Genomic DNA, 22135 nt, shown 5'->3' with positions numbered 1-22135 from the left:
CTTTCTCGCTCCCGCGCAATCCATGTCGAATCTCCCTCCCGCTTCGGACGCTGTGACGCTGGGCGTCGACATCGGCGGCGCGAACCTGAAATACGCCGACACGCAAGGCCACGTGTCGTCGGTCGAGTTTCCGCTTTGGATGCGTCCAGATGATCTCGCCGGCCAACTCAAAAGCGACTTCGCCGCCTACCCCGATTCCTCACGCGTGGTGGTGACAATGACCGGCGAGCTGGCGGATTGTTTTCTCGATCGTTGCGTCGGCGTGCAACACATCGTCGATCAGGTCTGTCGGGCGGCGAAGCAATGCGGCTGGTCGTCGCCCGAGTTTTATGCCGTCGATGGGCAATTTCATTCGGCGGCGTGGGCCATGGAGCACGTCGACCTGGTAGCCGCAGCCAATTGGCATGCGCTGGCACATTGGGTCGCCCGGCGATTTGCACCGCAGTTGTCCGGCGGCGGGTTGCTGGTCGATATCGGGTCCACGACCACCGATCTGATTCCGCTCGGTGACGGTAGGATTGCAACCCCCAGCCGGACCGATTTTGAGCGGTTGTCCGAAGGATCACTCGTTTACCTTGGCGGCGGGCGAACCCCGGTCTGTGCGTTGGTCGATCACCTGGATTGGCAGGGGCGTCCCGTTGCGGTGATGCGTGAAGTGTTTGCCACGATGGATGACGTGCGATTGCTGTTGGGATACCAACCTAGCGACGCGTCGGATTGCCGCAGCGCCGATGGCAAACCACGCGACGCCTTTCATGCCGCCAACCGAATCGCACGCATGATCGGACTGGACCACCGAACCGTTGACTTGGAAACCGCGAAACGATTGGCAAAGCAAGTCCACGATCAGGCGCGAACCCTGGTAGCCGAGGCGATTGCGGCGTTGGGCGGCCACGGCCCACTGGTCGTCAGCGGGCACTGCAGCGATTTGCTGCCCACCGACATCGACAGCCGCCAACGGATTTCACTTCCGGCGACGTTGGGTGAGGCGGTCTCGCGGTGCGCACCCGCCTTTGCGGTCGCCCACCTTGTGGGATAGGCTTCTAGCCTGTCCATCCAAACCCGACTGCCCGCGCGGACCCTGCCGACGTGATTCCGCGGACCGCCGCCACCTTTTCCACTGCCTCCAACATCCATGCGACGTGTCATCAAAATCGGCGGGAGTCTGTTGTTGCGAGACGCGCTCTCGGATTCGATTCAGGCATGGGCCGTGAGACAACCGCCCGCACAAACGATCGGGATTGTCGGTGGCGGTGAATTGATCGATGCGGTGCGTCGTTTGGATGCTGCCTTCCCCAGCCCATCGAGCTGGCTGCATTGGCAATGTGTCGGACTGCTGCGGACGACGTTCGAGTGGTTGGCCCCGCAACTGAGCGGCTGGCACATTGAATCGACCCCCGAGCAATTTGAGCGACTGAGACGTTTTCCCGAGTGTCACCACCATCTGGTCGCGGTCGATGCGTTTTATCATGCCGCGACACCGTCGCCCTTGCCCGAAGATTGGACGACGACGACCGACGCGATCGCGGGTTGGTTGTCCATTTTGATCGGTGCCGATGAGCTGGTGCTGCTAAAATCCTGTGACGTCGACACGTCGCGTTCGCTGTCCGAATTGGCCCGGCAAGGGGTTGTCGATGCCGCTCTGCCGATGCTGGCCGACCGGTTGCCGCCGGTTCGCTTTGTCAACCTTGCCGCCGAGGCCGATCGATGACGGCAATTCTGGGTCTGTCCGCTTTCTATCACGATTCCGCCGCGGTCCTTTTGATCGATGGCGAGATCATTGCCGCGGCACAGGAAGAACGTTTCACTCGCAAAAAGCATGACGCCGCGTTTCCCGTCCACGCGATCGAGTTTTGTTTACAGCAGGCCGGGATCAACGCCGACGACTTGGACCATGTCGGTTTCTACGAAAAGCCGCTGTTGAAATTCGACCGACTGTTGGAGACGTATCTGTCGTTCGCGCCGCAGGGATTTCGTTCGTTTTGGAAAGCGATGCCCGCGTGGATGACGGAGAAGCTGCATCTGAGACGTGAGATCCGGCGCGGCCTGGGCAACGAGTTCAAACGCCGCATCGCGTTCTGTCAGCACCACCAGTCTCACGCCGCCAGCGCGTTCTTTCCATCGCCCTTTGATCAGGCCGCGATCCTGACGATGGACGGCGTCGGTGAATGGGCCACGACCACGATGGGCATCGGACGGGGAAACAAGATCCAGCTGACCGATGAAATCCGCTTCCCCCACTCGCTTGGATTGCTGTACTCCGCGTTCACGTACTACTGCGGTTTTCGAGTCAATTCCGGCGAATACAAATTGATGGGACTGGCGCCCTACGGGCAACCGAAGTACGCCGACGTGATCAAGGATCGGCTGCTGACGATTCATGATGACGGTTCGTTCCACTTGAATCTCGACTACTTCGGCTACTGTCAGTCCTTGCGAATGACCACGCCCAAGTTTCATCGATTGTTCGGGCGGCCTCCGCGGCAGCGAGACAGCGAGATCGAGGATCTGGATCGTGATTTGGCCGCTTCGGTGCAAGTCGTGACCGAAGAGATCGTTTTGCGTTCGGCACGGCATCTGTACGAAAAAACAAAGTCCACCAACTTGTGCTTGGCCGGTGGCGTCGCGCTCAACTGTGTCGCCAATGGACGCGTGCTTCGCGAAGGCCCCTTCGATTCGATCTGGATCCAACCGGCCGCGGGTGACGCCGGCGGCGCGTTGGGTGTCGCCCAATTCATCTGGCATCAATTGCTCGACAAGCAGCGGCAAGCGGCCGCAAGCGACTCGCAAGGCGGCAGCCTGCTCGGGCCGGCGTCGTCGAGCGATCAGGTGCAGTCGGCGCTCGATCGGCAGGATGCGGTCTATGAAGTGATCTCCGATCCCGCCGAACTCGATCGACGGACGGCCGCGCTGTTGGCCGAGGGGCTGGTGGTGGGACGGTATGCCGGTCGTGCGGAATTCGGCCCGCGGGCGCTGGGCAACCGCAGTATCCTCGGTGACCCACGCTGCAGCGACATGCAGTCGACGATGAATTTGAAGATCAAGTTTCGTGAATCGTTCCGGCCTTTCGCGCCCGCCGTTCTGCTCGATCACGTCGGCGACTATTTTGAGTTGGCCGAGGGTCAGACCAGCCCGTACATGTTGGTGGTCTGTCAAACGAAATCCGACGCGCTGCCGGCAGTCACCCACGTCGACGGATCGGCCCGAGTGCAAACTGTTGACAAGGAAAAGAATCCGCGATTCGAGGCCTTGCTGACGGAGTTCTACCGCCAAACCGGATGCCCCGTACTGATCAACACCAGTTTCAACGTCCGCGGCGAACCGATCGTCGGATCGCCGGACGACGCGTATCGATGCTTTATGAAGACACACATGGATGCGCTGGTGGTCGAGGATTGTTTATTGGTGAAGGATCGGCAGGGCGGTGGGAAGACAGAATGATAAGGGCAAGACAATAGCGGCAGAACGATGGAGGCAAAACGAAGGAGGCAAAACGATGGGGGCAGAACGATGATGTGGCAGAACGATGATGTGGCAGAACGATGATGTGGCAGAACGATGATGTGGCAGAATGATGATGTGGCCTCTGGGGGGCACAGGTCTTATTAAAATCTATCGCTCTGCACCGCACCGCTCCCTGTCTCCTTGTCTCCTTGTCTCCCCTCCCCCCGTATCATTCTGCCATCCCTTCTTCCGCGCCCTCTCCCGACCTAAAAGACGACTCAACACGGCCATGAAACCACCGACAGCCTCCCAGCAACGCTATTTCGGAATCGCCATCGCGGCGGCGTTATCGATGTTGGCTTGGATCGCTTGGCGTGCGGTCGCATCGCCATTGCTGTCCGGCGGATTGGTTGCCGCGGCGTTGCTCGTCGCGTTGGTGTATTATCTCGTCCCGGCGTCCCAGCCGAAATGGATGGCCTTTTTCCACGCGATCACGTTTCCGATCCGCTGGACCGCCACGATGCTGGTGTTGGCGATCGTCTATTATGGAGTGGTCACGCCGGTCTCGATTTGGTTCCGCGTGACGGGGAAATCGATCCGCAAGAACGCGTCCGATTCCAAAACGAATTGGCGGTCGATCGACTTGCCGTCCGATCCGCAATCCTATTTCCGAACCTTTTGATCCCGCGATGACGACACCCGACAAGCCCTCCGAAAAACCTGAAGACGAAGTCACCGAGTCCTTCGACTCGATGGCCGATGGGGCGGATCCCGGGATTTTCCGGGAGTTCGTTTGGTTCGTGAAGTACAACAAGAAATGGTGGCTGACGCCGATTCTGGTCGTGCTGTTGCTGCTCGTCGTGTTGGCCTTCGTCACCAGCTCGCCCGCCGCCCCGTTCATCTACACGCTATTTTGAGTCCGCGTCTTCGTCCAGGACGTCGCCGACGATCTCCTGCCATCGCTTGGCAATTTTCTTGTACTGGGCGTATTTGAGCTCAGCACTCTGGGCTTGCACCTTCGACTGTAACACTTGGGACTTCATATCGGATAATTCGGCGCCTGTCGTGGTGCCTGACGTATAAAGTTTTTCGGTGATGGCCAGTTTTCCTGTCGCTTTTTCAAGCAGGGATTGTTTTGAGCGAAGCTCGGTTTCCAACTGTTCCATCACGTCGGTGAGATAGTCCTTTTTGAGCTCAAGGCGAAATCGAACAGTCGCTTGTCCCGATTTAAAACCTGAGATGGCTCGACTAGCGTTGGCTCTCTCCTCAACCGGGACCCTCGCTGATTCAAGTATTTGCTTATAAGGGTCGATCTTCTTTTGCATAGATCGAAATTCTGCGACCAGCTCCCTTGCTTTGTCGAGCCGGCCGTAGGTGTCTTCGAATGACGCGACACCGGCGGTGACGGTCGATACCGAAGTGTTACCGAGCGGATTTGCAACGATCGTTTTCGGAGCCTCGTTTGTTCGAAGAGACGCTTCCGCTTTTGGGATCAACGTCAACAGCGGACGCGCCTTCCCGGGGCGGAGGATGTCGGCGTCGCGATAGTTTTTTGCGATCTTTTCTTCCGCTGCACGGACGGTCAGTCCGGCGATTTCGATCGGGTCGACCAGCGGCATCGCGATCGCGCCGTCCGAGCCGACGGCCAAAGGAAAGCCGGTGACCAGACGGCCCGAATCGAGCAACGTGACTTTTGGCGGACTCGGGCCCTGTTTGGCGGACTCAAACGGCAGGACACCCGGCAGATACACTGCGACGATGTCACCGATGCCGATGACGTCAAAGAGTTGCTCTTCGGCCGGAGTCTTCGCTTTCCAATCCGCCGATTGGCCGGACAGTAGGTCTTCGACTTTGCGATCGATAATTCGGTCCTTAATCACTTCACGGCTCTCGAGCGTTTCTTCCGCCCGGCGCAGCTTTTCTCGCATTTCCTGAATCTGATTGCGCTGAGCCGTCTGTCTAGCCTCGAAACTCTGTTGGATCAGAGACTTGACCTTTGATTTCAACTCCGACTTGGCGTCCGAGCCCTCTGCCGAGCTTCTGTATTGTGCCGCAATGGCCTCCGCGTCTCCAAGGAGTTTGAGATGGTCTTCGTCGGCCAAGGCATGGAGCGAGCCGCCAATGAGGAAACACAAAAAGACTGTCACTACGTATCGCATCGAAATTCTCCAGCTGGGTCGGTCATTCGGAGTCAGGGGGCCAACCGGCACATCCAGCCGGGAACATCGGGATTGAATTCGCTGATCGGTCGTGGTTGTTCTTCGACGATCCGACGCAGCACGCCGTAACAACTGTCCGATGTATACGGCGGACTCCCGGTACACATGGCGTACAGAACGCTTCCCAAACTGAACAGATCCGTTCGATGATCGATGGAATCTCCGCGAGCTTGTTCCGGCGACATGTATTCCGGTGTTCCGGCCAACGTTCCGCTGCGGGTCAAGTCGTGTTTCTGGAACGGGCAAATTCAACTCGACTGCTGGCGGGCATTGCGAAGCGGTAGAATACACGCAGTGAGTTGGGGAATCTGTCAGCAGAATCGGCGATTTCGAGACAAAAAGGCAGAATCATGCGGGGCAGAAGGATGGAGGACGGGATGATGGGGGCAAAACAATGGGGGCAAAACGATGACGAACCCATTCGCCATACCGGGGATCGACTGCCTCTCCATGATTCTGCCCCGAATCATTCTGCCATCACTCTGAGAGGTCGGCCAGGACGCGCGTTGGCATGACGAACTTGATTGCTATTTCAATCCCAGTCCGCTGCCGCGTTTGTCGAGGGCTCCCTTGACGCCCAACTGGCGTGGGTCGCGGGCGATTTTGTCGCTGAAGATCCGAACGTCGTCCAGGATCGGGCGAATCTTGGCGGTCGCCAGTTCGACGTTTTCAATGGTGCGTCGGATCTGCCAATAGATGTCTTCGTCATCGAGCAATCGGCGGATCGTTCCGTTGCTGTTGTTCAATCCGGCGCCGAACCGTTCCACTTCCAACAAAGTACGGTCCAGGTTGGCCAGGTTCTTGAGGACTTGGACGACCAGTTCGTCACTGTTTTCAGCGATCGGATCGGTGATTTTTTCGACATTCACGATCGCCCGCTCGGCGGATTCGATGGTGTTGCGGACGGTGTCGATGGTTTGGTCGACGTTCTGCACCGTTTTCTCCGCCGCGACGCCGACGTTCTCAAACCGCTGTCCGACGCGTTCAAAACTTTCAAAGGTTCGTTGGGTCGACTGCAGCGTGGTTTGGGCTTCGGTCAGCACGAGCGGAAGTTCGCGAAGCGCTTCGGCCAGACTGTCGCGGAGTTCGGGGTTGCCGATCACATTGCGAATGTCGCGCATCGCGCCCTGGAATTCGATCAGCGCGTTGCGGGCGTCTTGCGCGACGTCGCCAAATTGCCCCTCGGCGTTCTGGACCACACCGTCGGCATTCTGGACCAGTTGGTTGACGTTGTCACCGACCGATTGCAACGACCCGCTGGCCGACTGGACCGCCTCCAGCGTTTCACGGACTTCGTCTTCCAAATTGAACACCAAACTGAAGGGGTCGGACGCGGGTGTTCCGTAGGAGATTAACTGTTCGTGGGTGTACGTTTCGCCGCGAATCGTCTGCAACCGTCCTTTATGGACCGCCAGCAATTCGTCTTCGGTTCCTTTGACGAACTCCAGTTTCGCGTCCCCGGTGATGATCGATTTCGTTTTGATTTTGGGGAGGTACTCATGGGTCAAGTTGTTTTGGTATTTGGGATCGATCCCGATGGTCAGCAAGACATCGTTCTCGCGCAGTTCTTTGTCGATGACGCGTCCGATTTCAACGCCACGCAACAGCACCGGCGAGTTGGAGTTGATGCCCTCGGCGGTCGGGAATTGAACCAATAGTCGGACTTCACCGGTCAACACGCGTGGCACGGCGCCGAACAAGAACGTCAGGATGATTCCGATCCCGATGGCGGCGATGACCAGCACGCCGACGCCGAATTTCAGTCTGCTATCGTCCATGATTAACCCGTTATCTCCATCAGACGCTGGCCGGCTTCGCCGCGAACGAATTGACGCACCCGATCGTCGTCGCATTGATCCAGCCCGGCGGGCGGACCATCGTAGAGCACCTGGGGTTCGCCTTTGGCCAGTCTTGCCCGCGGGTAAAACATCAACACGCGGTCGGACACCTTTTGGGCCGTTCGCATGTCATGCGTGACGATCACACTGGTGACCGGATAGCGTTGTCGCACGTCCAACATCAGTTCGTTGATCACGTCGCTCATGATCGGATCCAGTCCCGTTGTCGGTTCATCGTAGACGACCAATTCGGGCTGTAAGATGATCGCGCGGGCAATGCCGACGCGTTTTCGCATCCCGCCACTCAATTCGCTCGGACGTTTCGAAATCACCGTCGGTGGCAATCCGACTTCTTGAAGATGTTTCAACACCCGTTCGTGAATCTCGTCCTCATCGGCGGTGGTCGATTGCCGCATCGGAAACGCGACGTTGTCAAAGATCGTCATGCTGTCGAACAACGCCGCGTTTTGAAACACGAAACCGAATCGTCGGCGGACGTCGCTGAGCGCAGCCGGCGACAGTGTCGAGAGGTCTTGCCCGTCAAATTGGATCGTGCCGCGAGTCGGTGGGATCAGCCCGACGATCGTTTTCATGAACACGGTTTTTCCGCAACCGCTTTCTCCGATCACCGCGACCGTCTCTCCGGATTCGATCGAAACGCTAATGTCTTTCAAGATTTTTTGGCCGTGAAAATCGACATGCAACTGCTGCACGTCGATCAGATGCTTCACCGCAGAATCACTCATAGGATGTTCGCTCCCGCGGGGTACATGGCGAAATAGATTTTGTCCAAGATGATGTTCAAGAACAAATCGATGGCCAAGATCATCACGAACGAATACACGAATGCTTGCGTCGCCGCTTTGCCGACGCCCTCGGCGCCCGGTTTGCAATGAAAGCCTTGGTAGCAACTGATCACTGCGATCATCCCGCCAAAGAAGACGCTCTTGAACACGCCGCTGAACAAATCGAATCCGACCACGCCGTCACGCGAGTGTGTCAGATAGGCCGCATGATCGATTTCCAGCACCATGACGCTGTAAAAGTAGCCGCCGACAATCCCCATGAAATCCGCCATGATCGTGAGCGCCGGAATCAAAAAGATGCAGGCCAAAAACCGAGGCACCACCAAGTAGTGAATCGGATCGGCACCCATCGTCGTCAGCGCGTCGATTTGTTCGGTCACACGCATCGTCCCCAACACCGCCGCCATCGCGCTGCCGACCCGACCGGCCAACATCGTCGCCGCCAACACCGGACCCAGCTCCCGGACCAGCGAGGTGTTGATCACCACACCCAGATGGCTTTCCAACCCGATCGCGTGAAACTGGTAATAGCTTTGGACGGCCAACACCATCCCGATGAACGTCCCGGTCAACGCCACCACCGGCAGACTGAGCACGCCGATTTGATAGAAATTGATCAGCAGGGTTCCACGCTGCGGTAGCCGTGTGAAAATCCAAACCACCATCTGCCAGGCGAACATCGCGATATCGCCAACCGTGGCAACGCCATCGACCACCGCCGCACCCCACTGAACCACCCAGGCGTAAAGCATGTCCCGAATCGTGACCGACCCGTTCTCGGGCCGTCGTGGCGCTGGATCGTTTTGTGTGGAAACCGAAAGCGACATCAACTGGGGCGGCGAAAGTTTGGGGCGGCGGAGCGTCGAAGCGCAGCTACACAAACAAGTTTATCGGCAAGGTTGACTTTGCGGATGAGTGAAAATGTGCGGGGGTCTGCCCGCCTGGCGGGCATTCAGGCAGAGATAGGACCAATGCGACCGATAGGACCCATAAGTCGTATGTGTCCCATTGGTCTTATTTCCCCTCTTGCCTCCACCGACCCCCAGGGGCGAGACCGACCCCGTAAACCGATCCGCGTTCCCCCAACACTCCGCCTACGTCAAACGCCGAAATCCCATTACAATCCCGCTTCGCATTCGCTCCGAAAAACCCGTTTCAGCTTCCCATGACAACGATGTCTGACTCCGCTGCCCCGTTTCGTGCCGCCCCCGCCAGCCCCAAATTTCCGGCTCTGGAAGAGCAAATGCTGGAGTTTTGGCAGCAAAACGACGTCTACAAGCAATCGCTGCAGCGCCGCGCCGATGCACCTCCTTTTGTGTTCTTTGAGGGTCCCCCGACGGCGAACGGGATGCCGCACCCGGGCCACTGTCTGACCCGCGCGATCAAGGACGTCTTTCCCCGCTACAAGACCATGCGGGGCTATCGTTGCGAGCGAAAAGCGGGCTGGGACACGCACGGGCTGCCCGTCGAAGTCGAGGTCGGCAAAGAGCTGGGGATCCACAGCAAAGAGGAAATCGAGGCCTATGGTGTCGAGCCCTTCATCCAAAAATGCCAGCAATCGGTTTGGCGTTACATGCAGGAGTGGCAGCGATTGACCGAACGACTGGGATTCTGGGTCGATCTCGAACAGGCCTACGTGACCTATCACCAGAGTTACGTCGAGAGTGTTTGGTGGAGTCTGAAGAATCTGTTCGATCGCGGGCTGCTCTACCAAGGCCACAAGATCGTCTGGTGGTGGGCTCAGGGTGGCACAGCCCTGTCCGCGGGCGAGGTCGGTCAGGGCTATCGGGAAGTCGCCGATCCGAGTGTTTACGTCAAATTCCCCCTGGTGGACGATGCCTCGCGCAGTCTGTTGGTCTGGACCACGACCCCGTGGACGTTGCCCAGCAACATGTACGCCGCCGTTCATCCAGAACTGGACTACTCGTTGGTCAAGCACGGCGAAACCGGCGAAGAGTTTTATCTGGCGTCGGCGCTGGTCGACAAAATCGCGGACAAAGCGAAGTGCGAATTCGAGCTGTTGGAAACGTGTCGTGGCACCGATCTGATCGGTCTGCGCTACACGCCGCCGTTTGACGGCTACCTGAAATCGACCGGCGACCCGACCGGAACGCTGCGGTCGCCCAGCGGTGACGCCCAAACGGAGCACCACTACTGGCGCGTCGTCGCGGCCGACTTTGTCACCACCGACAGCGGTTCGGGGATCGTCCATCAAGCGGCGGCGTTCGGCGAAGTCGACTATGAAGTCTATGACGAACAGCGACGACGGTTTGTCGAGGGCGAGCAACCCGAATTGCTCTGTGCGGTCGGCCCAGACGGAAAATTCAATGAAGCGGTGCCCGAAGCATTCCTCGGCGTCTGGGTCAAAGACGCCGACAAGGCTCTCTCACGCGACCTCAAAGAACGCGGGTTGATGTTCTTGCAGGAACAGTACCTGCACGATTACCCGTTCTGTTGGCGGGCCGATCAAGACCCGCTGATCCAATACCCGCGCCAAAGCTGGTTCATCCGCACGACCAAGTTCCGCGACTTGATGCTGAAAAACAATTCGCAGATCGGCTGGCAACCCGAACACATTCGTGACGGGCGATTCGGGAATTTTCTGGAATCGAACGTCGACTGGGCGCTGTCGCGTGAACGTTACTGGGGCACGCCGCTGCCGATCTGGGTGTGCGAAGAAACCGGGCGCATGGAAGCGGTCGGCGATTATGAGGAATTGCTGGCCAAGCCGGGGGTCCAAGGCACCGAAGTCTGGTTGGACGCCAAAGCGGCCAATCCGGAATTGGTCGACGATCTGCGGGTCCACAAACCGTACATCGACGAAGTCACGTATGATTCGCCCTTCGCCGATGGCAAACGGATGCGGCGGGTCAGCGAGGTCATCGATTGTTGGTACGACAGCGGTGCGATGCCGTTCGCCCAATGGGGGTGGCCGCACACCGGTGACCAGCAATTCCAATCGCAATTCCCCGCCGACTTCATCAGCGAAGCGATCGACCAGACCCGTGGTTGGTTCTACAGCCAATTGGCGATTGCGACGATGCTGTTCGGCGAAGGGGCATCGGTCGCCGAACCGGGCTCCGAAGCGGAAACACCGAAGGTCAAAGATCTCGACTATCCGCTGCCGTTCCGCAACTGCATCGTGCTCGGGTTGATGCTCTCCCAATGGTGGGAGCATGAAGACGACGAGAAAAAGAAAACGATCCTGTTGGAAGAGTCCGAGACCAAGCAGCATGCCGGCAAGAAATTCAACAAACAAGTCGGCAAGATGTCCAAGAGTCTGCGGAATTACCGCAGCCCCGAAGAGATCTTTGACCGCTACGGTGCGGACGCGTTGCGGTGGTACCTGTTTGCCAATCAGGCGCCCTGGAACTCGATCATCTATGCCGAGCAGTCGATCAAGGATTCGATCCCCGAGTTCTTGCTCCGCCTGTGGAACACGTTCAGCTTCTTCACCATCTATGCCGAGATCGACGGGTTCGATCCGCGTGACGCCGTCGCGGCCGACGATCAATTGACGCCGGCGTCGCTGGCATCGGCGCCGAAATACCGGCCGGCATCGGAGCGGAGCGAGATCGATCGTTGGATTCTGTCGGAACTCAACCAGGCGACCGCCAAAGTGATCGACCGCATGGACGCCTTGGATAACTACAACGCCTGCCAAGCCATCTCTTCGCTCTTGGACGGGTTGAGTAACTGGTACGTCCGCCGCAGCCGCGATCGGTTTTGGGCCGCCGACAAGGATTCGCAAGAGAAACACGACGCCTATTGGACGCTGTATGAAACGCTGTTGGAACTGGTCAAGCTGGCCGCTCCGTTCACGCCGTTTCTGGCCGATACCCTTTGGCAACGGTTGACCGAACCCTTCGGCGACAAGACGTTGTGCAGCGTTCACCTGTGTGATTTTCCCGAGGTCGACGCCGAGCGGATCGATACCGATCTGTCCGATTCGATGCGTCTGTTGCGCGAGATCGCTTCGCTGGGACGCGCCGCGCGGGCGAGTGAGAAACTGAAGGTGCGTTTGCCGTTGTCCGAAGTCACGGTGATTCTGACCGATGATTCCCAGATCGCGTGGCTGCAAAACCACGATGCCCTGGTGCGTGAAGAATTAAACGTCAAAGCGGTTCACTACACGACCGAAGGCGACCAGTACGTCCAATACACGGTTGTTCCGAACTTCAAACGACTCGGCCCGAAAGTCGGCAAGCAAGTGCCGGCGGTCAAGAAGGCACTCGCCGATGCCGACGGAAACGAATTGTTGAACCAGTTGCAAGCCGACGGTGTTGTGAAGCTCCAGCTCGGTGACAACGTGATCGAATTGGATGGGGACGACATCGAAGTCCGCTTGCAGGCCAAAGAGGGCTGGGCGGCGGCTCAGGGGCTCGGTTCCGTTGTCGTGTTGCACACCAAAGTCACGCCGGAGTTGCAGCGTGAAGGGATCGCCAACGATCTGATTCGCGGCATCCAGAATCAACGCAAAGCGATCGATTGCCAGTACACCGATCGGATCCGCGTCGCGATCGATTCAGCCAGCGACGAGGTGACCCAAGCGATTGAGGAACACCGATCGAACATCTGCAACGAAACGCTGGCCGACTCGCTGGAGATCGGCACGATCGAGGGCGTCGATTCGGCGGCGTCGGAGCACGGCGGCGTGTTCGTCGCCAAGGCGAGCGCGTCATGAGCGGCGAGACGACCAAACTGCCGATCGCCGTGTTTCTAAGCGGCGGCGGCAGGACGCTGGAAAACCTGTTGCGGCATCGCGACGAGCACGGCCTGCCGATCGATGTCCGGTTGGTGATCAGCAGTCGCGGCGGCGTCCGCGGTGTCGAGATCGCCAAGGTCGATGGCATCGAGACCCAGGTGATTCGCAAATGTGATCATGATGATGCGAGTTACAGTGACGCGATGTTCGACCCGGTTCGCCGCTGCGGCGCGAAGTACGTCGTGATGGCAGGGTTTTTGAAACACGTGTTGATCCCCGACGATTTCGAAAACCGCGTGATCAACATTCACCCGTCGCTGTTGCCGGCGTTCGGGGGCCAAGGCATGTATGGTCACAATGTCCACGCAGCCGCGATCAAGCGCGGCGTGACGATCAGCGGTTGCACCGTGCACTTTGTCGACAACCAGTACGACCACGGCCCGATCATCCTGCAGCGTGCCTGCGACGTGCTCCCCGATGACACACCCGACACGCTCGCCGCCCGAGTTTTTGAGCAAGAATGCGACGCCCTGCCGGCGGCGCTGCGGACGTTGAGCTGAGATGACGTCCGGTCACGCGGTGCGTGACGTCTGGCAAGCTGGAAGCTCACCCCACTTCAACCTCGTTCCAAGGCTCTGCCTTGGAACGTAAGGCCGGTGTGGCTCCCGCCACATGCCCGCGGCAGCCAGGAGGCGGGAGCCTCCGAGACAGTGTGTTCCCAGGTGGAGCCTGGGAACAAGGCTGGTGAGATGACGTGAGGCAAGCTGGAAGCTTACCCCACGTTGCTACCCTTCCATGGCGAATTGCAGTCTTGGATCGTCCAGACCCAGCCGCTTCATTTTTTTGTAGAGCGTGGTGCGATTGATTTCCAAGGCGTCGGCCGTTGCCGCTCGGTTCCAATTGTGGCGGCGGAGCGAATGCAGGATGATCTCGCGTTCGGGGCCTTCGAGTGCTTCGCGTAGACTCTTGTTTTGATAACTGGCCGGTGTCATCGCGAAGGGTTTGAGCGTGTTTTCGCCAGCGGTCTGTGGGATCGCCGATGCCAGCGGATCTGCCACGCGGCCCAAGATCTCCGGCGGCAAATCTTCCAGTGTCAGCACGTTCTCGCGAGACAGCAGCACCGCACGCTCGACGACGTTTTGCAATTGTCGAACGTTGCCGGGCCAACGATACGCTTGCAGGGTGGCCATGGCGTGTTGATCAAAGCCTTCGATCTCCCGGTCGCACGTCTCAGCGGCTTCGCGGAGGAAGTGATCGACCAGCAAAGGAATGTCGCCGACGCGCTCTCGCAGCGAGGGCAGCACGATGTTGACGACGTTGATCCGGTAGTACAAATCTTGTCGGAACGAGCCTTCGGTCACCGCGCGGGAGAGGTCTTCGTTGGTCGCCAGGATCACCCGCGTATCGACCGAGTGTGTTTGCGTGCCGCCGAGTTGTTCGAACTGAAATTCCTGAAGCACTCGCAGCAGTTTGACCTGCATCGCCGCGGTCGCGGTTCCGATTTCGTCCAGAAACAAGGTGCCCTTGTCGGCCAATTGAAACTTGCCGACTCGGTCGCCGCTGGCGCCGGTAAACGCACCTTTGACGTGGCCGAATAATTCGCTCTCGAGCAGATTGTCCGGTAGTGCCCCGCAGGCGACTTCGACGAACGGTTTGCCACGACGTGCACTGCGTTCGTGGATGGCACGGGCGATCATGCTTTTGCCGGTCCCATTTTCGCCGGTGATCAAGATCGATGCCCTGGCATCGGCCACGCTATCGATCACGTCGAAGATTTTCATCATCCGATAGTCGTGGCTGAGAATGTTCTCCAGCCCGCTTCGGCTATCGAGTCGCTGGCGGAGCTTTTGGTTCTCCAACGTGATGTCTCGTTGGGAAACCGCGCGGCTGATCGCCAGATTCAACTCGTCGTCGATCAGCGGCTTGGTCAATAAGTCGAACGCGCCGGCTTTGATCGCTTCGATCGCCGTGTCGGGCGTCGCGTAACCGGTCATCACCAGCACCGTGGTTTCCGGGTGCTTTTGCCGCGTGTGGTGGATCAGCTCGAACCCGTCTTCGTCACGCAGGCGAAGGTCCGTGATCACCAGGTCGAAACGATGTTCGGCCTGGCTCGCTTTGGCGCCGTTTAGACAATCCGCCACGTGGACCGTGTGTCCAATTTCCCGCAGCCATTCGGCCATCGACTGGACCAAGTGCCAATCATCGTCGACGAGCAAAATGGAGGCGGATTCATTCATGTCGGGCGTGGGGATCGTGCGAGGAATCGGGGCCGAGCGCGACAGCAGACGCGTTCTCTCTCACGTTTTCCTACGTTGCCGTTAGCGTCCGAGCAAAATCCAAATCGTGTGTTTCGCTGTGCCCTCCCCCCAGTCTTACTGCTGTTTTTGCAAATGTGCGCCCATTTTGGGGGGTTGGGCTAGGGGGATATGCGAAATATTCTCATATTAGACCCACACTTCAGTCGCAAATACGCCATTTTTAGGAGAGTCCGCTCCCAGGCGTCAGCTGGAGCGATTTGGAATCAAATCAGAAGCACGTAGGATCGCAATGTCGTTAAAAACGCTGGTCGTCGATGACCATGAAGCAGCTCGTCTCGGGCTCATGGAGTTACTGGTCGGGACGGCGGTTAGCGTCGCGCAAATGGTTCCCGACGGCGAGAGCGCGTTGCGGCATCTGGATGAAGACCGATTCGACGCGGTGCTGATCGATGTCCAGATGAAGAAGATGGACGGATTGACGCTGTTGATGTCGATACGCCAGTCGCATCCCGACTTGCCGGTCGTCTTGATCAGCGCGTACGACTACCCCGTTTATCTTGCCCGAGCGGTTGCCAACGGGGCTCATGATTACGTGCTCAAGAGTGATTCGGCAACCAAGATCGAACAGACGCTCAGCCATGCGTGCGAAAACGGATCGGCGTATCCGGGTGGCCGTCTGGACAACGTTCGCAAAAAGATGTCCGAGACGATTCGCTCGCAACAGCTTCCACCGGAATTGCCGGTGACGTCTCGCGAGGCCCAGGTGCTGCGTCACATCGCGTTCGGACTGAGCAACCGTGAGATCGCCAAGTCATTGGGGATCAGTGTCGAGACCGTCAAGGAACACGTGCAGAACATTTTGCGCAAGACCGGGGCCTCGGATCGCACCGACGTTGCGGTCCGGGCCGTTCGGTTAGGGCTGGTCGACTAGTGCTTTGTCAGCTTTCAATTTTCGAGCCTGCGTTTGTCGAGCGGAAAAGGGGTCAGGTACCAAAAACCAAATGGCCCGCAGGGTGCTTCGCATTTTTGGTACCTGACCCCTTTTCCGCGGTACCCTAAGAATAAAAGTTGACGCAGCACTAGTGCTTCAATAGACGTCGCGGACGTAGCGTTTTTCCTTGCTCAGCTTTGCGACATAGTCGGCGGCGGCTTGGTCGGAGAGTCCGCCTTCGGATGCGATGATCGATTTGAGCGTGCGATCGACGTCGACGGCCATTCGGCTGGCGTCACCGCAAACATAGAAGTGCGCTCCCGATTGCAGCCAGCTCCAGAGTTCGGCGGCGTTTTGTTTCATGCGATCTTGGACGTAAACTTTTTCCGTCCCGTCGCGACTGAAGGCCGTGTCCAGCCGGGTCAACAATCCGGTGTCGAGATACGACTGCAATTCCTGCTGGTACAAGAAGTCCGTGGCGGCATGTTGGTCGCCGAAGAACAACCAATTCTTGCCCGTCGCCTTGGTCGCATCGCGTTCTTGCAGGAACGCCAAAAATGGAGCGATGCCGGTACCTGGACCGACCATGATCATCGGCTTGGCGGGATCCGCAGGGACGGTGAACCCGCCGTGATTGGCTTGTGTGAATACGCGGAGGGTGGCACCGGGTTCCAAGCGATCGGCGAGCATGGTGCTGGCGGCGCCCTTTCGCAATCGACCGTTTCGATCGTAGGTGACTTTGCCAACGGTCAGGTGAACCTGGTTGCCGACGCACGCCTGGCTGCTGGCGATCGAATACAGTCGGGGGTTCAAGGGCGAAAGCGTTTCCAGAAACTCGGTGGCACTGATCGGCACATCGCCCGCCAACTGCAGGACATCCAAAACGTCAAAACCGTCCGGTGCGCCTTCTTCCAGCATTTGTGACAGTTGCGTTTTGGTCGCCGGATCGGAAACACGGCTGAGTGCCAGTTCCAGTAACTCGTCACTGGGGTCTTTCAGGCAGAACTCTTCGCCGAGCGCGTTGGCGAGTGATTTGGGGTCTCCCGCCGGTGTGACGGTCAACAGATTGGGATCGGCGCCGATGGCATGGACGATGGCTTCGACCAGTTCGTTGCAATTGGTCGGGTAGATTCCCAGCGCGTCACCGACTTCGTATTGGATGCCTGAATCACCCAGATCGATGGCGATGTGACGGGTGTCTTTGGCCGAGCCTTCACCGTTGAGCGGCCGCGACTCGATCAACTTGGCGTCGTACGGTGTTTTGCGTGTGTAGCCCTGTTGTGACGTCCCGTTGGCCGCGGCGCCACCTGCGGGTTTGCCCGCTGGTGCTGCGGTGTCACCGGATTCCTTCAGCACCTTCTTGATCATCTTGGACGTTTCTTTGCCGCCGGGACTGCAGAGCGTCAGGTTGGTTTCTTCTCCCGATGCGATGGCTTCACTGTAGGATTTGCAGAGGTAGCCGCAGGAGCCGCAATCCAGTTGTGCCATCGCCGCCATCAGGCGTCGTTCGACGGGCCTGCCTTCGGCCAACTCCATGCGATCGACGATCGGCAGCGAGTCGTCGTGCCAGGGAAAGTCTTCCTCTTCTTCTTTTTCCGGTTCCATCACCCCCGGCAAGGCATCGGCCGACAGTCCGGCGGCGTTCATCACGGCCGAGGCGTCGCCGCCGGGTTGCATGCCCATCATGCCGGAGAAAAATCCGTTCAGCCAGGCACGTTGTTCGTCGTTGAAAGGTGCCGATTCTGGAATAAAGCTGGTTGTCATGGCAGTCAAAGGGGGGAAGGAGTCGAATCTTCTTTGGATGTCAGTGGAATGCGGTTCAAACCAAGGCTCGGGCGAGGGATTTCAATTCGTCATCGGAGGATCGGGCGGTGAATTCAACAAACGTCTCGCCGTCGCGCCGTTGATCCAGGTAGCCGCCGATGATGGCGGAGATCAAATCGGGCATATCTTCGAAAGCGATCGATTCAAAGATCAGCCGAGCGATCCCCTGGCGGTCGCCCCAGCCGCCTCCCAGGTGCACGTGGTACCCGTCGACCATGTCGTCGCCTTTTTCGACTTTGCAGCCCAGCAAGCCGATGTCACCGATGTAGTGCTGGGCACAACTGTGGTGGCATCCGGTCAAGTGGATGTTGATCGGGCTGTCCAGTTTGAATTGGGATTCAAGATGTTCGGCCAGCGCCATCGCCTGGGTTTTGGTTTCGGCCGCGGCGTATTTGCAGCCTCCGCTACCGGTGCAGGCAACCAGCCCCGCTCGAAAGCTGCTCGCTTCGTATCCGAGTCCCAGTTCCGTCAGTCGTTCTTTAACGGCGTCGGTGTCGGCATCGGAAAGGTTGGGGATCAGCAGGTTTTGCCAAACCGTCAAACGGATCTCACCGTTCCCGTACTCGTCGGCAATTTGCGCCAGCCCGCGAGCCTGGTCGCTGGTGATCCGCCCGACCGGCAAGACGACACCGACGTAGTTTTTGTTCGCTTGGGCTTGCGGGTGAAACCCGATGTGGGCCAGACGATTTTCGGCGACCGATCGGGTCAATTTGGATTCGTCGAAACGGCCGAGCGTCCGACCGAGTTGTTCTTCGACGGCGGCGACAAATTTTTCGAACCCCCAATCGTCCAACACGTACTTCAGTCGCGCTTTCTTGCGATCGGTGCGATCACCGGATTTGACGAACACGCGAACGATGGCGCCGGCGACGGCAAGGCATTGGTCGGGGCGTAGCAGGACTCCGGTGGGACGGGCGAAATCTTTGTGCCCGGTGATGCCGCCGAGTGTGAGTTGAAAGTACACGCCGGCAGGGAAGTCGGCCGTCGCGTGTTGTTCGTCGATGCGGACCGCGTGAAAGCCGATGTCGTTGGTGTCATCCAAGGCGCTGATGGTGCCACCGCCGTCAAAGGCGATGTTGAATTTCCGCGGCAGCCCATACATTTCTCGACTGTTCAAGATGTAATGGTGCATCCGCTTGGCCAACGGGATCGTCTCGATCAATTCGCACGTGTCGATGCCCGAAAGCGGACTTGCCGTGCAGTTGCGGATGTTGTCGCCGCCGGAACCCAGGCTGACGATATCCAATTCGCGCAACCCATACAGAATGTTCATCGCTTGATCGGCGGGGATCTCGCGGTATTGCAGGTTGGCCCGCGTCGTCACGTCCAAATAGCCGCCGGCCGATCGATCGGCCAGGTCGGCCAGACCGGCCAGTTGCCAGCCCCGCAGCGATCCGCCCGGAATCCGCATGCGGCACATGTAGCTGTTTTGTGCCGGCGCGACGTAGAATAGTCCGTGGAATTTTTGCAGGAACACGTCGGTCCCTTTGGGAAACTCGCCGGCATCGCTGCGGGCCTGCATCTCGTCCCAGATGTCCAGCGGGTTCTTCTCTTTCTTGGCGAGTTCTTCCTTGCAGAGCGTTTTTCCGGCCGACTCGGTTTCTTGCTGGGCGATCAACGCGATCTTTTCGGGGCCGATCGGCAGCGTCGTCGTCGTTTTGCTGCCGACGGTGATCGATGCATCGCCGCCACAGCTGCTGCCGTTGCTGATGACCGGCAATCCGCTGACGGCGCGCGCCACATCCGCACCGAACGCGAATCCGGAAAGAAATTGTTTTTGTTCCTCGGTGAACGCTTTATCGTTGGACATGGTCAGACGGTGTCGTTGGTCAGTGGAAGTGATGGCGGATTAGGCTTTGCGGATCGCCACGGCGCAGTCCTTGAAACTCGGTTGCCGTGAATGGGGATCGAAATGCCGCAGTGTCAGTTCATTGATGATGTCATAGTGCATCGGGATGAACGCTTGATTTCGCTGGACGGTGGGCGTGACCATCGCGGTGACGAAGACTTCGCCCCGTCGTGAACGCACCGAAACGGTGTCGCCGTTGTGAACGCCGATCAAACTGGCGTCGGTCGGATGGATTTCGACATACGGCCGCTCGGGGTAAAGCTTTCGCAGAACCTTGCTCTTGCTGGTCCGTGTTTGCGTGTGCCACTGGCTGACCGTGCCGCGTCCGGACATCAACAGAATCGGGAATGCTTGGTCCGGCGGTTCGGGCATCGGCGTGATGTTGTCAACGATCAACCGTGCCTTGGCGTCCGGGTGGCAAAACGATCCGTCGGCGAACAGTCGACGTTCTTGGGGCGGCGTCTGCTGCGCCGCCGCGTCCTCACGCGACCACGGCCACTGGATGCCGCCGCATTGATCAAGCTGTCGATAGCCGTCGATTCCGGTGATGTCGCAGGGACGGCCTGCGCTGGCCGCTTGCATTGTTTCGAACACGGCTTCGGGGTGTGTCCAATCGGCAAACATGTCTTCGACGCCCCAGTAGGCTGCGACGGCGCGAAAGATCTGGAAATCCGCCAGCGCTTCGCCGGGGGCTTTGCGGACTTTCTTGAGCAGCCCATAGCGCCGTTCGCTGTTGATGAACGTGCCTTCCTTTTCGCCCCAACCCGCGGCCGGCAACACCAGATCGGCCAGCCGCGCGGTCTCGGTGGATGCGTACATGTCTTGCACCACCAGAAAATCGAGCTTGTCGAGCAAGACTTTGAAGTCGCCTCGGTCGATCCAGCTATGTGCCGGGTTGGTGGCGATCACCCACAGCCCTTTGATTTCGTCGTTGCGGATGCCCTCGACGATTCGGTCGTAGGACCAGCCGGTTTCTGTGGGGATGGTGTCCACGTCGATACCGAGGATGCTTGCGACGCGCGCGCGATCTTCGGGCGATTCGAATTTGTGGTGACCGAACAGGTTGGTCGTGTTGCTCCACAATCGCGACCCCATCGCGTTGCACTGTCCGGTGATGCTGTTGGCACCGGTTCCCGGGCGCCCGATGTTTCCGGTGATCAAGGCGATGTTGATCATCGCCTGGGCGGTTCGAGTCCCCTCGTAGCTTTGGTTGACGCCCATCGTCCACCACAACGACGCCGCCTTCGCCTGACCGATCGTTTCGGCGGCGCGGCGGATCTCGTCGGCGGAGATGCCGGCAGCGGGGCCGACGGCGTCGGGGGTGAACGCCGCGACGTGGGAAGCCAGTTCATCGTATCCGGTCGTGTGTGCCGCGATGAATTCGTGGTCGACCAAATCCGATGCAATCAGGTGCTGGGTGATCGCATACAGAATGGCCAGATCGTTCTTGGGACGCAGTTGCACATGCTGTGTCGCGGCCATCGCCGTTTCGGTCCGGCGGGGATCCAGCACAATGATCTCGGGTGAGTTCGGATTGCGGAGCACGCGTTCCCACATGATCGGGTGCCCGATGCAGGGATTGGCGCCGACAAACACCAGACAATCGCTCTGTTGGAAATCGTCATAGGTGTACGGTGGTGCGTCGAATCCGAACGATTCCTTGTACGCGGTCACGGCGGTTGCCATGCATTGCCGCGTGTTGCCGTCGCCGTGCAGCATTCCCATCCCGAACTTTGCCAGCGCGCCGAGAAACGCCATCTCTTCACAAGGGATTTGCCCCGTGCTGAGGAACGCGACCGAATCGTTGCCGTGTTCGGATTGAATGGCTTTCAAACGCTCGGTAAACGTCGTCAGTGCGGTGTCCCAGTCGACGCGTTTGAGTTCGCCATTGGCATCGCGCAGCAACGGGTGGGTCGCTCGGTCATCGGCGTCGAGCACCTCCAGGGCTTCCCACCCCTTGGGGCAAGCCATGCCCAGGTTGACCGGGTAATCGGTTTCGGGGGTCAAACCTACGGCTTGTCCGTCGCGGACGTGAAGACGCAATCCGCAACCGGTGGCGCAATAGCCGCATGCGGCCACGGTGGTTGTTTCGGCACGCAACGACTCGGGCGTCATCCCCAGCCCATGGTCGCCCGGGTTGAGCAGCAGTTCACGGGTCATCTTGCCCGTGCGAGCCTGCAGCAGCTGGGGAAGCTCAAAGGACCGCGGGCGACGCTCGTCGTTGATTTGGGTCAATGATTTGGTGGATCCGATGCTCATCG

At 58.8% G+C, this 22135-nt stretch carries 17 protein-coding genes; 9 read left to right on the top strand and 8 right to left on the bottom strand.

Annotated elements, in window-relative coordinates; genetic code table 11:
- Nucleotides 1-22: 22 nt before the first annotated feature.
- The 5 genes from Enr13x_RS29900 (at nt 23) to Enr13x_RS29880 (ending at nt 4361) form a co-directional block, all read left to right on the top strand.
- Nucleotides 23-1039 carry a hydantoinase/oxoprolinase family protein gene (locus Enr13x_RS29900; protein ID WP_145390504.1) on the top strand — a complete coding sequence of 339 codons (1017 nt, stop codon included), beginning with the start codon at nt 23-25 and terminating at the stop codon, nt 1037-1039.
- Between the two features lie 96 nt (nt 1040-1135).
- A complete protein-coding gene (locus tag Enr13x_RS29895; protein WP_145390502.1) occupies nt 1136-1711 on the top strand; it encodes an amino acid kinase family protein in 576 nt (191 codons plus the stop codon).
- Nucleotides 1708-3441, top strand: coding sequence for a carbamoyltransferase family protein (locus Enr13x_RS29890; protein WP_145390500.1), 1734 nt, complete (start codon nt 1708-1710; stop codon nt 3439-3441). Before Enr13x_RS29895 ends, Enr13x_RS29890 begins: the two co-directional genes overlap by 4 nt.
- Before the next feature lie 292 nt (nt 3442-3733).
- Nucleotides 3734-4126, top strand: a complete 393-nt coding sequence (locus Enr13x_RS29885) for a hypothetical protein (protein ID WP_145390498.1) — start codon at nt 3734-3736, stop codon at nt 4124-4126.
- Nucleotides 4127-4133: 7 nt separating this feature from the next.
- Nucleotides 4134-4361, top strand: coding sequence for a DUF5989 family protein (locus Enr13x_RS29880; RefSeq protein ID WP_145390496.1), 228 nt, complete (start codon nt 4134-4136; stop codon nt 4359-4361).
- Here Enr13x_RS29880 and Enr13x_RS29875 read toward each other — a convergent pair.
- The 4 genes from Enr13x_RS29875 to Enr13x_RS29855 form a co-directional block, all read right to left on the bottom strand.
- The gene (locus Enr13x_RS29875; protein WP_449336750.1) at nt 4353-5915 is read right to left on the bottom strand and encodes a polysaccharide biosynthesis/export family protein; all 1563 of its coding nucleotides are present in this window, start codon (nt 5913-5915) and stop codon (nt 4353-4355) included. The genes Enr13x_RS29880 and Enr13x_RS29875 overlap by 9 nt on opposite strands.
- A 275-nt stretch (nt 5916-6190) precedes the next feature.
- Complete coding sequence (locus tag Enr13x_RS29865) at nt 6191-7441, bottom strand: MlaD family protein (RefSeq protein ID WP_145390492.1); 1251 nt, start codon at nt 7439-7441, stop codon at nt 6191-6193.
- A 2-nt stretch (nt 7442-7443) separates the two neighbouring features.
- Entirely contained in the window at nt 7444-8247 is an 804-nt protein-coding gene (locus Enr13x_RS29860; protein WP_145390490.1) for an ABC transporter ATP-binding protein, read from the bottom strand.
- Nucleotides 8244-9059: an MlaE family ABC transporter permease gene (locus tag Enr13x_RS29855; RefSeq protein WP_231743859.1), complete on the bottom strand. Its 816-nt coding sequence runs from the start codon at nt 9057-9059 to the stop codon at nt 8244-8246. The genes Enr13x_RS29860 and Enr13x_RS29855 overlap by 4 nt, the downstream gene beginning before the upstream one ends.
- Here Enr13x_RS29855 and Enr13x_RS39150 point away from each other — a divergent pair.
- The 3 genes from Enr13x_RS39150 (at nt 9058) to purN (ending at nt 13572) form a co-directional block, all read left to right on the top strand.
- Nucleotides 9058-9210 (top strand): hypothetical protein, encoded by a 153-nt coding sequence (locus Enr13x_RS39150; RefSeq protein ID WP_231743858.1) that lies wholly within the window; start codon nt 9058-9060, stop codon nt 9208-9210. The genes Enr13x_RS29855 and Enr13x_RS39150 overlap by 2 nt on opposite strands.
- Nucleotides 9211-9481: 271 nt before the next feature.
- Entirely contained in the window at nt 9482-12991 is a 3510-nt protein-coding gene (ileS, locus tag Enr13x_RS29850) for an isoleucine--tRNA ligase (protein ID WP_145390486.1), read from the top strand.
- Nucleotides 12988-13572 (top strand): phosphoribosylglycinamide formyltransferase, encoded by a 585-nt coding sequence (purN, locus tag Enr13x_RS29845; RefSeq protein ID WP_145390484.1) that lies wholly within the window; start codon nt 12988-12990, stop codon nt 13570-13572. Before ileS ends, purN begins: the two co-directional genes overlap by 4 nt.
- Before the next feature lie 225 nt (nt 13573-13797).
- On the opposite strand, the gene Enr13x_RS29840 is transcribed toward purN, so the two are convergent.
- Nucleotides 13798-15249, bottom strand: a complete 1452-nt coding sequence (locus tag Enr13x_RS29840; RefSeq protein ID WP_145390482.1) for a sigma-54-dependent transcriptional regulator — start codon at nt 15247-15249, stop codon at nt 13798-13800.
- Between the two features lie 310 nt (nt 15250-15559).
- Here Enr13x_RS29840 and Enr13x_RS29835 point away from each other — a divergent pair, with 310 nt between their 5' ends.
- Nucleotides 15560-16201 carry a response regulator transcription factor gene (locus Enr13x_RS29835; protein ID WP_145390480.1) on the top strand — a complete coding sequence of 214 codons (642 nt, stop codon included), beginning with the start codon at nt 15560-15562 and terminating at the stop codon, nt 16199-16201.
- A gap of 156 nt (nt 16202-16357) precedes the next feature.
- On the opposite strand, the gene Enr13x_RS29830 is transcribed toward Enr13x_RS29835, so the two are convergent.
- From Enr13x_RS29830 to Enr13x_RS29820, 3 genes are read right to left on the bottom strand one after another with little or no spacing between them, the layout of a single operon-like run.
- The gene (locus tag Enr13x_RS29830) at nt 16358-17965 is read right to left on the bottom strand and encodes a sulfite reductase subunit alpha (protein ID WP_145390478.1); all 1608 of its coding nucleotides are present in this window, start codon (nt 17963-17965) and stop codon (nt 16358-16360) included.
- A 55-nt stretch (nt 17966-18020) separates the two neighbouring features.
- Entirely contained in the window at nt 18021-19835 is a 1815-nt protein-coding gene (locus Enr13x_RS29825) for a NirA family protein (protein ID WP_145390477.1), read from the bottom strand.
- A gap of 39 nt (nt 19836-19874) precedes the next feature.
- Complete coding sequence (locus Enr13x_RS29820; RefSeq protein WP_145390476.1) at nt 19875-22133, bottom strand: molybdopterin oxidoreductase family protein; 2259 nt, start codon at nt 22131-22133, stop codon at nt 19875-19877.
- Nucleotides 22134-22135: the final 2 nt, after the last annotated feature.

The organism is Stieleria neptunia (genome assembly GCF_007754155.1).
GTDB lineage: Bacteria > Planctomycetota > Planctomycetia > Pirellulales > Pirellulaceae > Stieleria > Stieleria neptunia.
Note: the sequence above shows the minus strand (reverse complement) of the source record. Positions and strands in the feature narration are given on the sequence as shown.

Coding starts and splice junctions, on each gene's coding strand:
- Enr13x_RS29840 (WP_145390482.1), bottom strand. CDS start 15,249: ATGAATGAATCCGCCTCCATTTTGCTCGTCGACGATGATTGGCACTTG.
- purN (WP_145390484.1), top strand. CDS start 12,988: ATGAGCGGCGAGACGACCAAACTGCCGATCGCCGTGTTTCTAAGCGGC.
- Enr13x_RS29835 (WP_145390480.1), top strand. CDS start 15,560: ATGTCGTTAAAAACGCTGGTCGTCGATGACCATGAAGCAGCTCGTCTC.
- Enr13x_RS29855 (WP_231743859.1), bottom strand. CDS start 9,059: ATGCTTTACGCCTGGGTGGTTCAGTGGGGTGCGGCGGTGGTCGATGGC.
- Enr13x_RS29900 (WP_145390504.1), top strand. CDS start 23: ATGTCGAATCTCCCTCCCGCTTCGGACGCTGTGACGCTGGGCGTCGAC.
- Enr13x_RS29880 (WP_145390496.1), top strand. CDS start 4,134: ATGACGACACCCGACAAGCCCTCCGAAAAACCTGAAGACGAAGTCACC.
- Enr13x_RS29890 (WP_145390500.1), top strand. CDS start 1,708: ATGACGGCAATTCTGGGTCTGTCCGCTTTCTATCACGATTCCGCCGCG.
- Enr13x_RS29865 (WP_145390492.1), bottom strand. CDS start 7,441: ATGGACGATAGCAGACTGAAATTCGGCGTCGGCGTGCTGGTCATCGCC.
- Enr13x_RS29885 (WP_145390498.1), top strand. CDS start 3,734: ATGAAACCACCGACAGCCTCCCAGCAACGCTATTTCGGAATCGCCATC.
- ileS (WP_145390486.1), top strand. CDS start 9,482: ATGTCTGACTCCGCTGCCCCGTTTCGTGCCGCCCCCGCCAGCCCCAAA.
- Enr13x_RS29830 (WP_145390478.1), bottom strand. CDS start 17,965: ATGACAACCAGCTTTATTCCAGAATCGGCACCTTTCAACGACGAACAA.
- Enr13x_RS29820 (WP_145390476.1), bottom strand. CDS start 22,133: ATGAGCATCGGATCCACCAAATCATTGACCCAAATCAACGACGAGCGT.
- Enr13x_RS39150 (WP_231743858.1), top strand. CDS start 9,058: ATGTCCCGAATCGTGACCGACCCGTTCTCGGGCCGTCGTGGCGCTGGA.
- Enr13x_RS29895 (WP_145390502.1), top strand. CDS start 1,136: ATGCGACGTGTCATCAAAATCGGCGGGAGTCTGTTGTTGCGAGACGCG.
- Enr13x_RS29825 (WP_145390477.1), bottom strand. CDS start 19,835: ATGTCCAACGATAAAGCGTTCACCGAGGAACAAAAACAATTTCTTTCC.
- Enr13x_RS29860 (WP_145390490.1), bottom strand. CDS start 8,247: ATGAGTGATTCTGCGGTGAAGCATCTGATCGACGTGCAGCAGTTGCAT.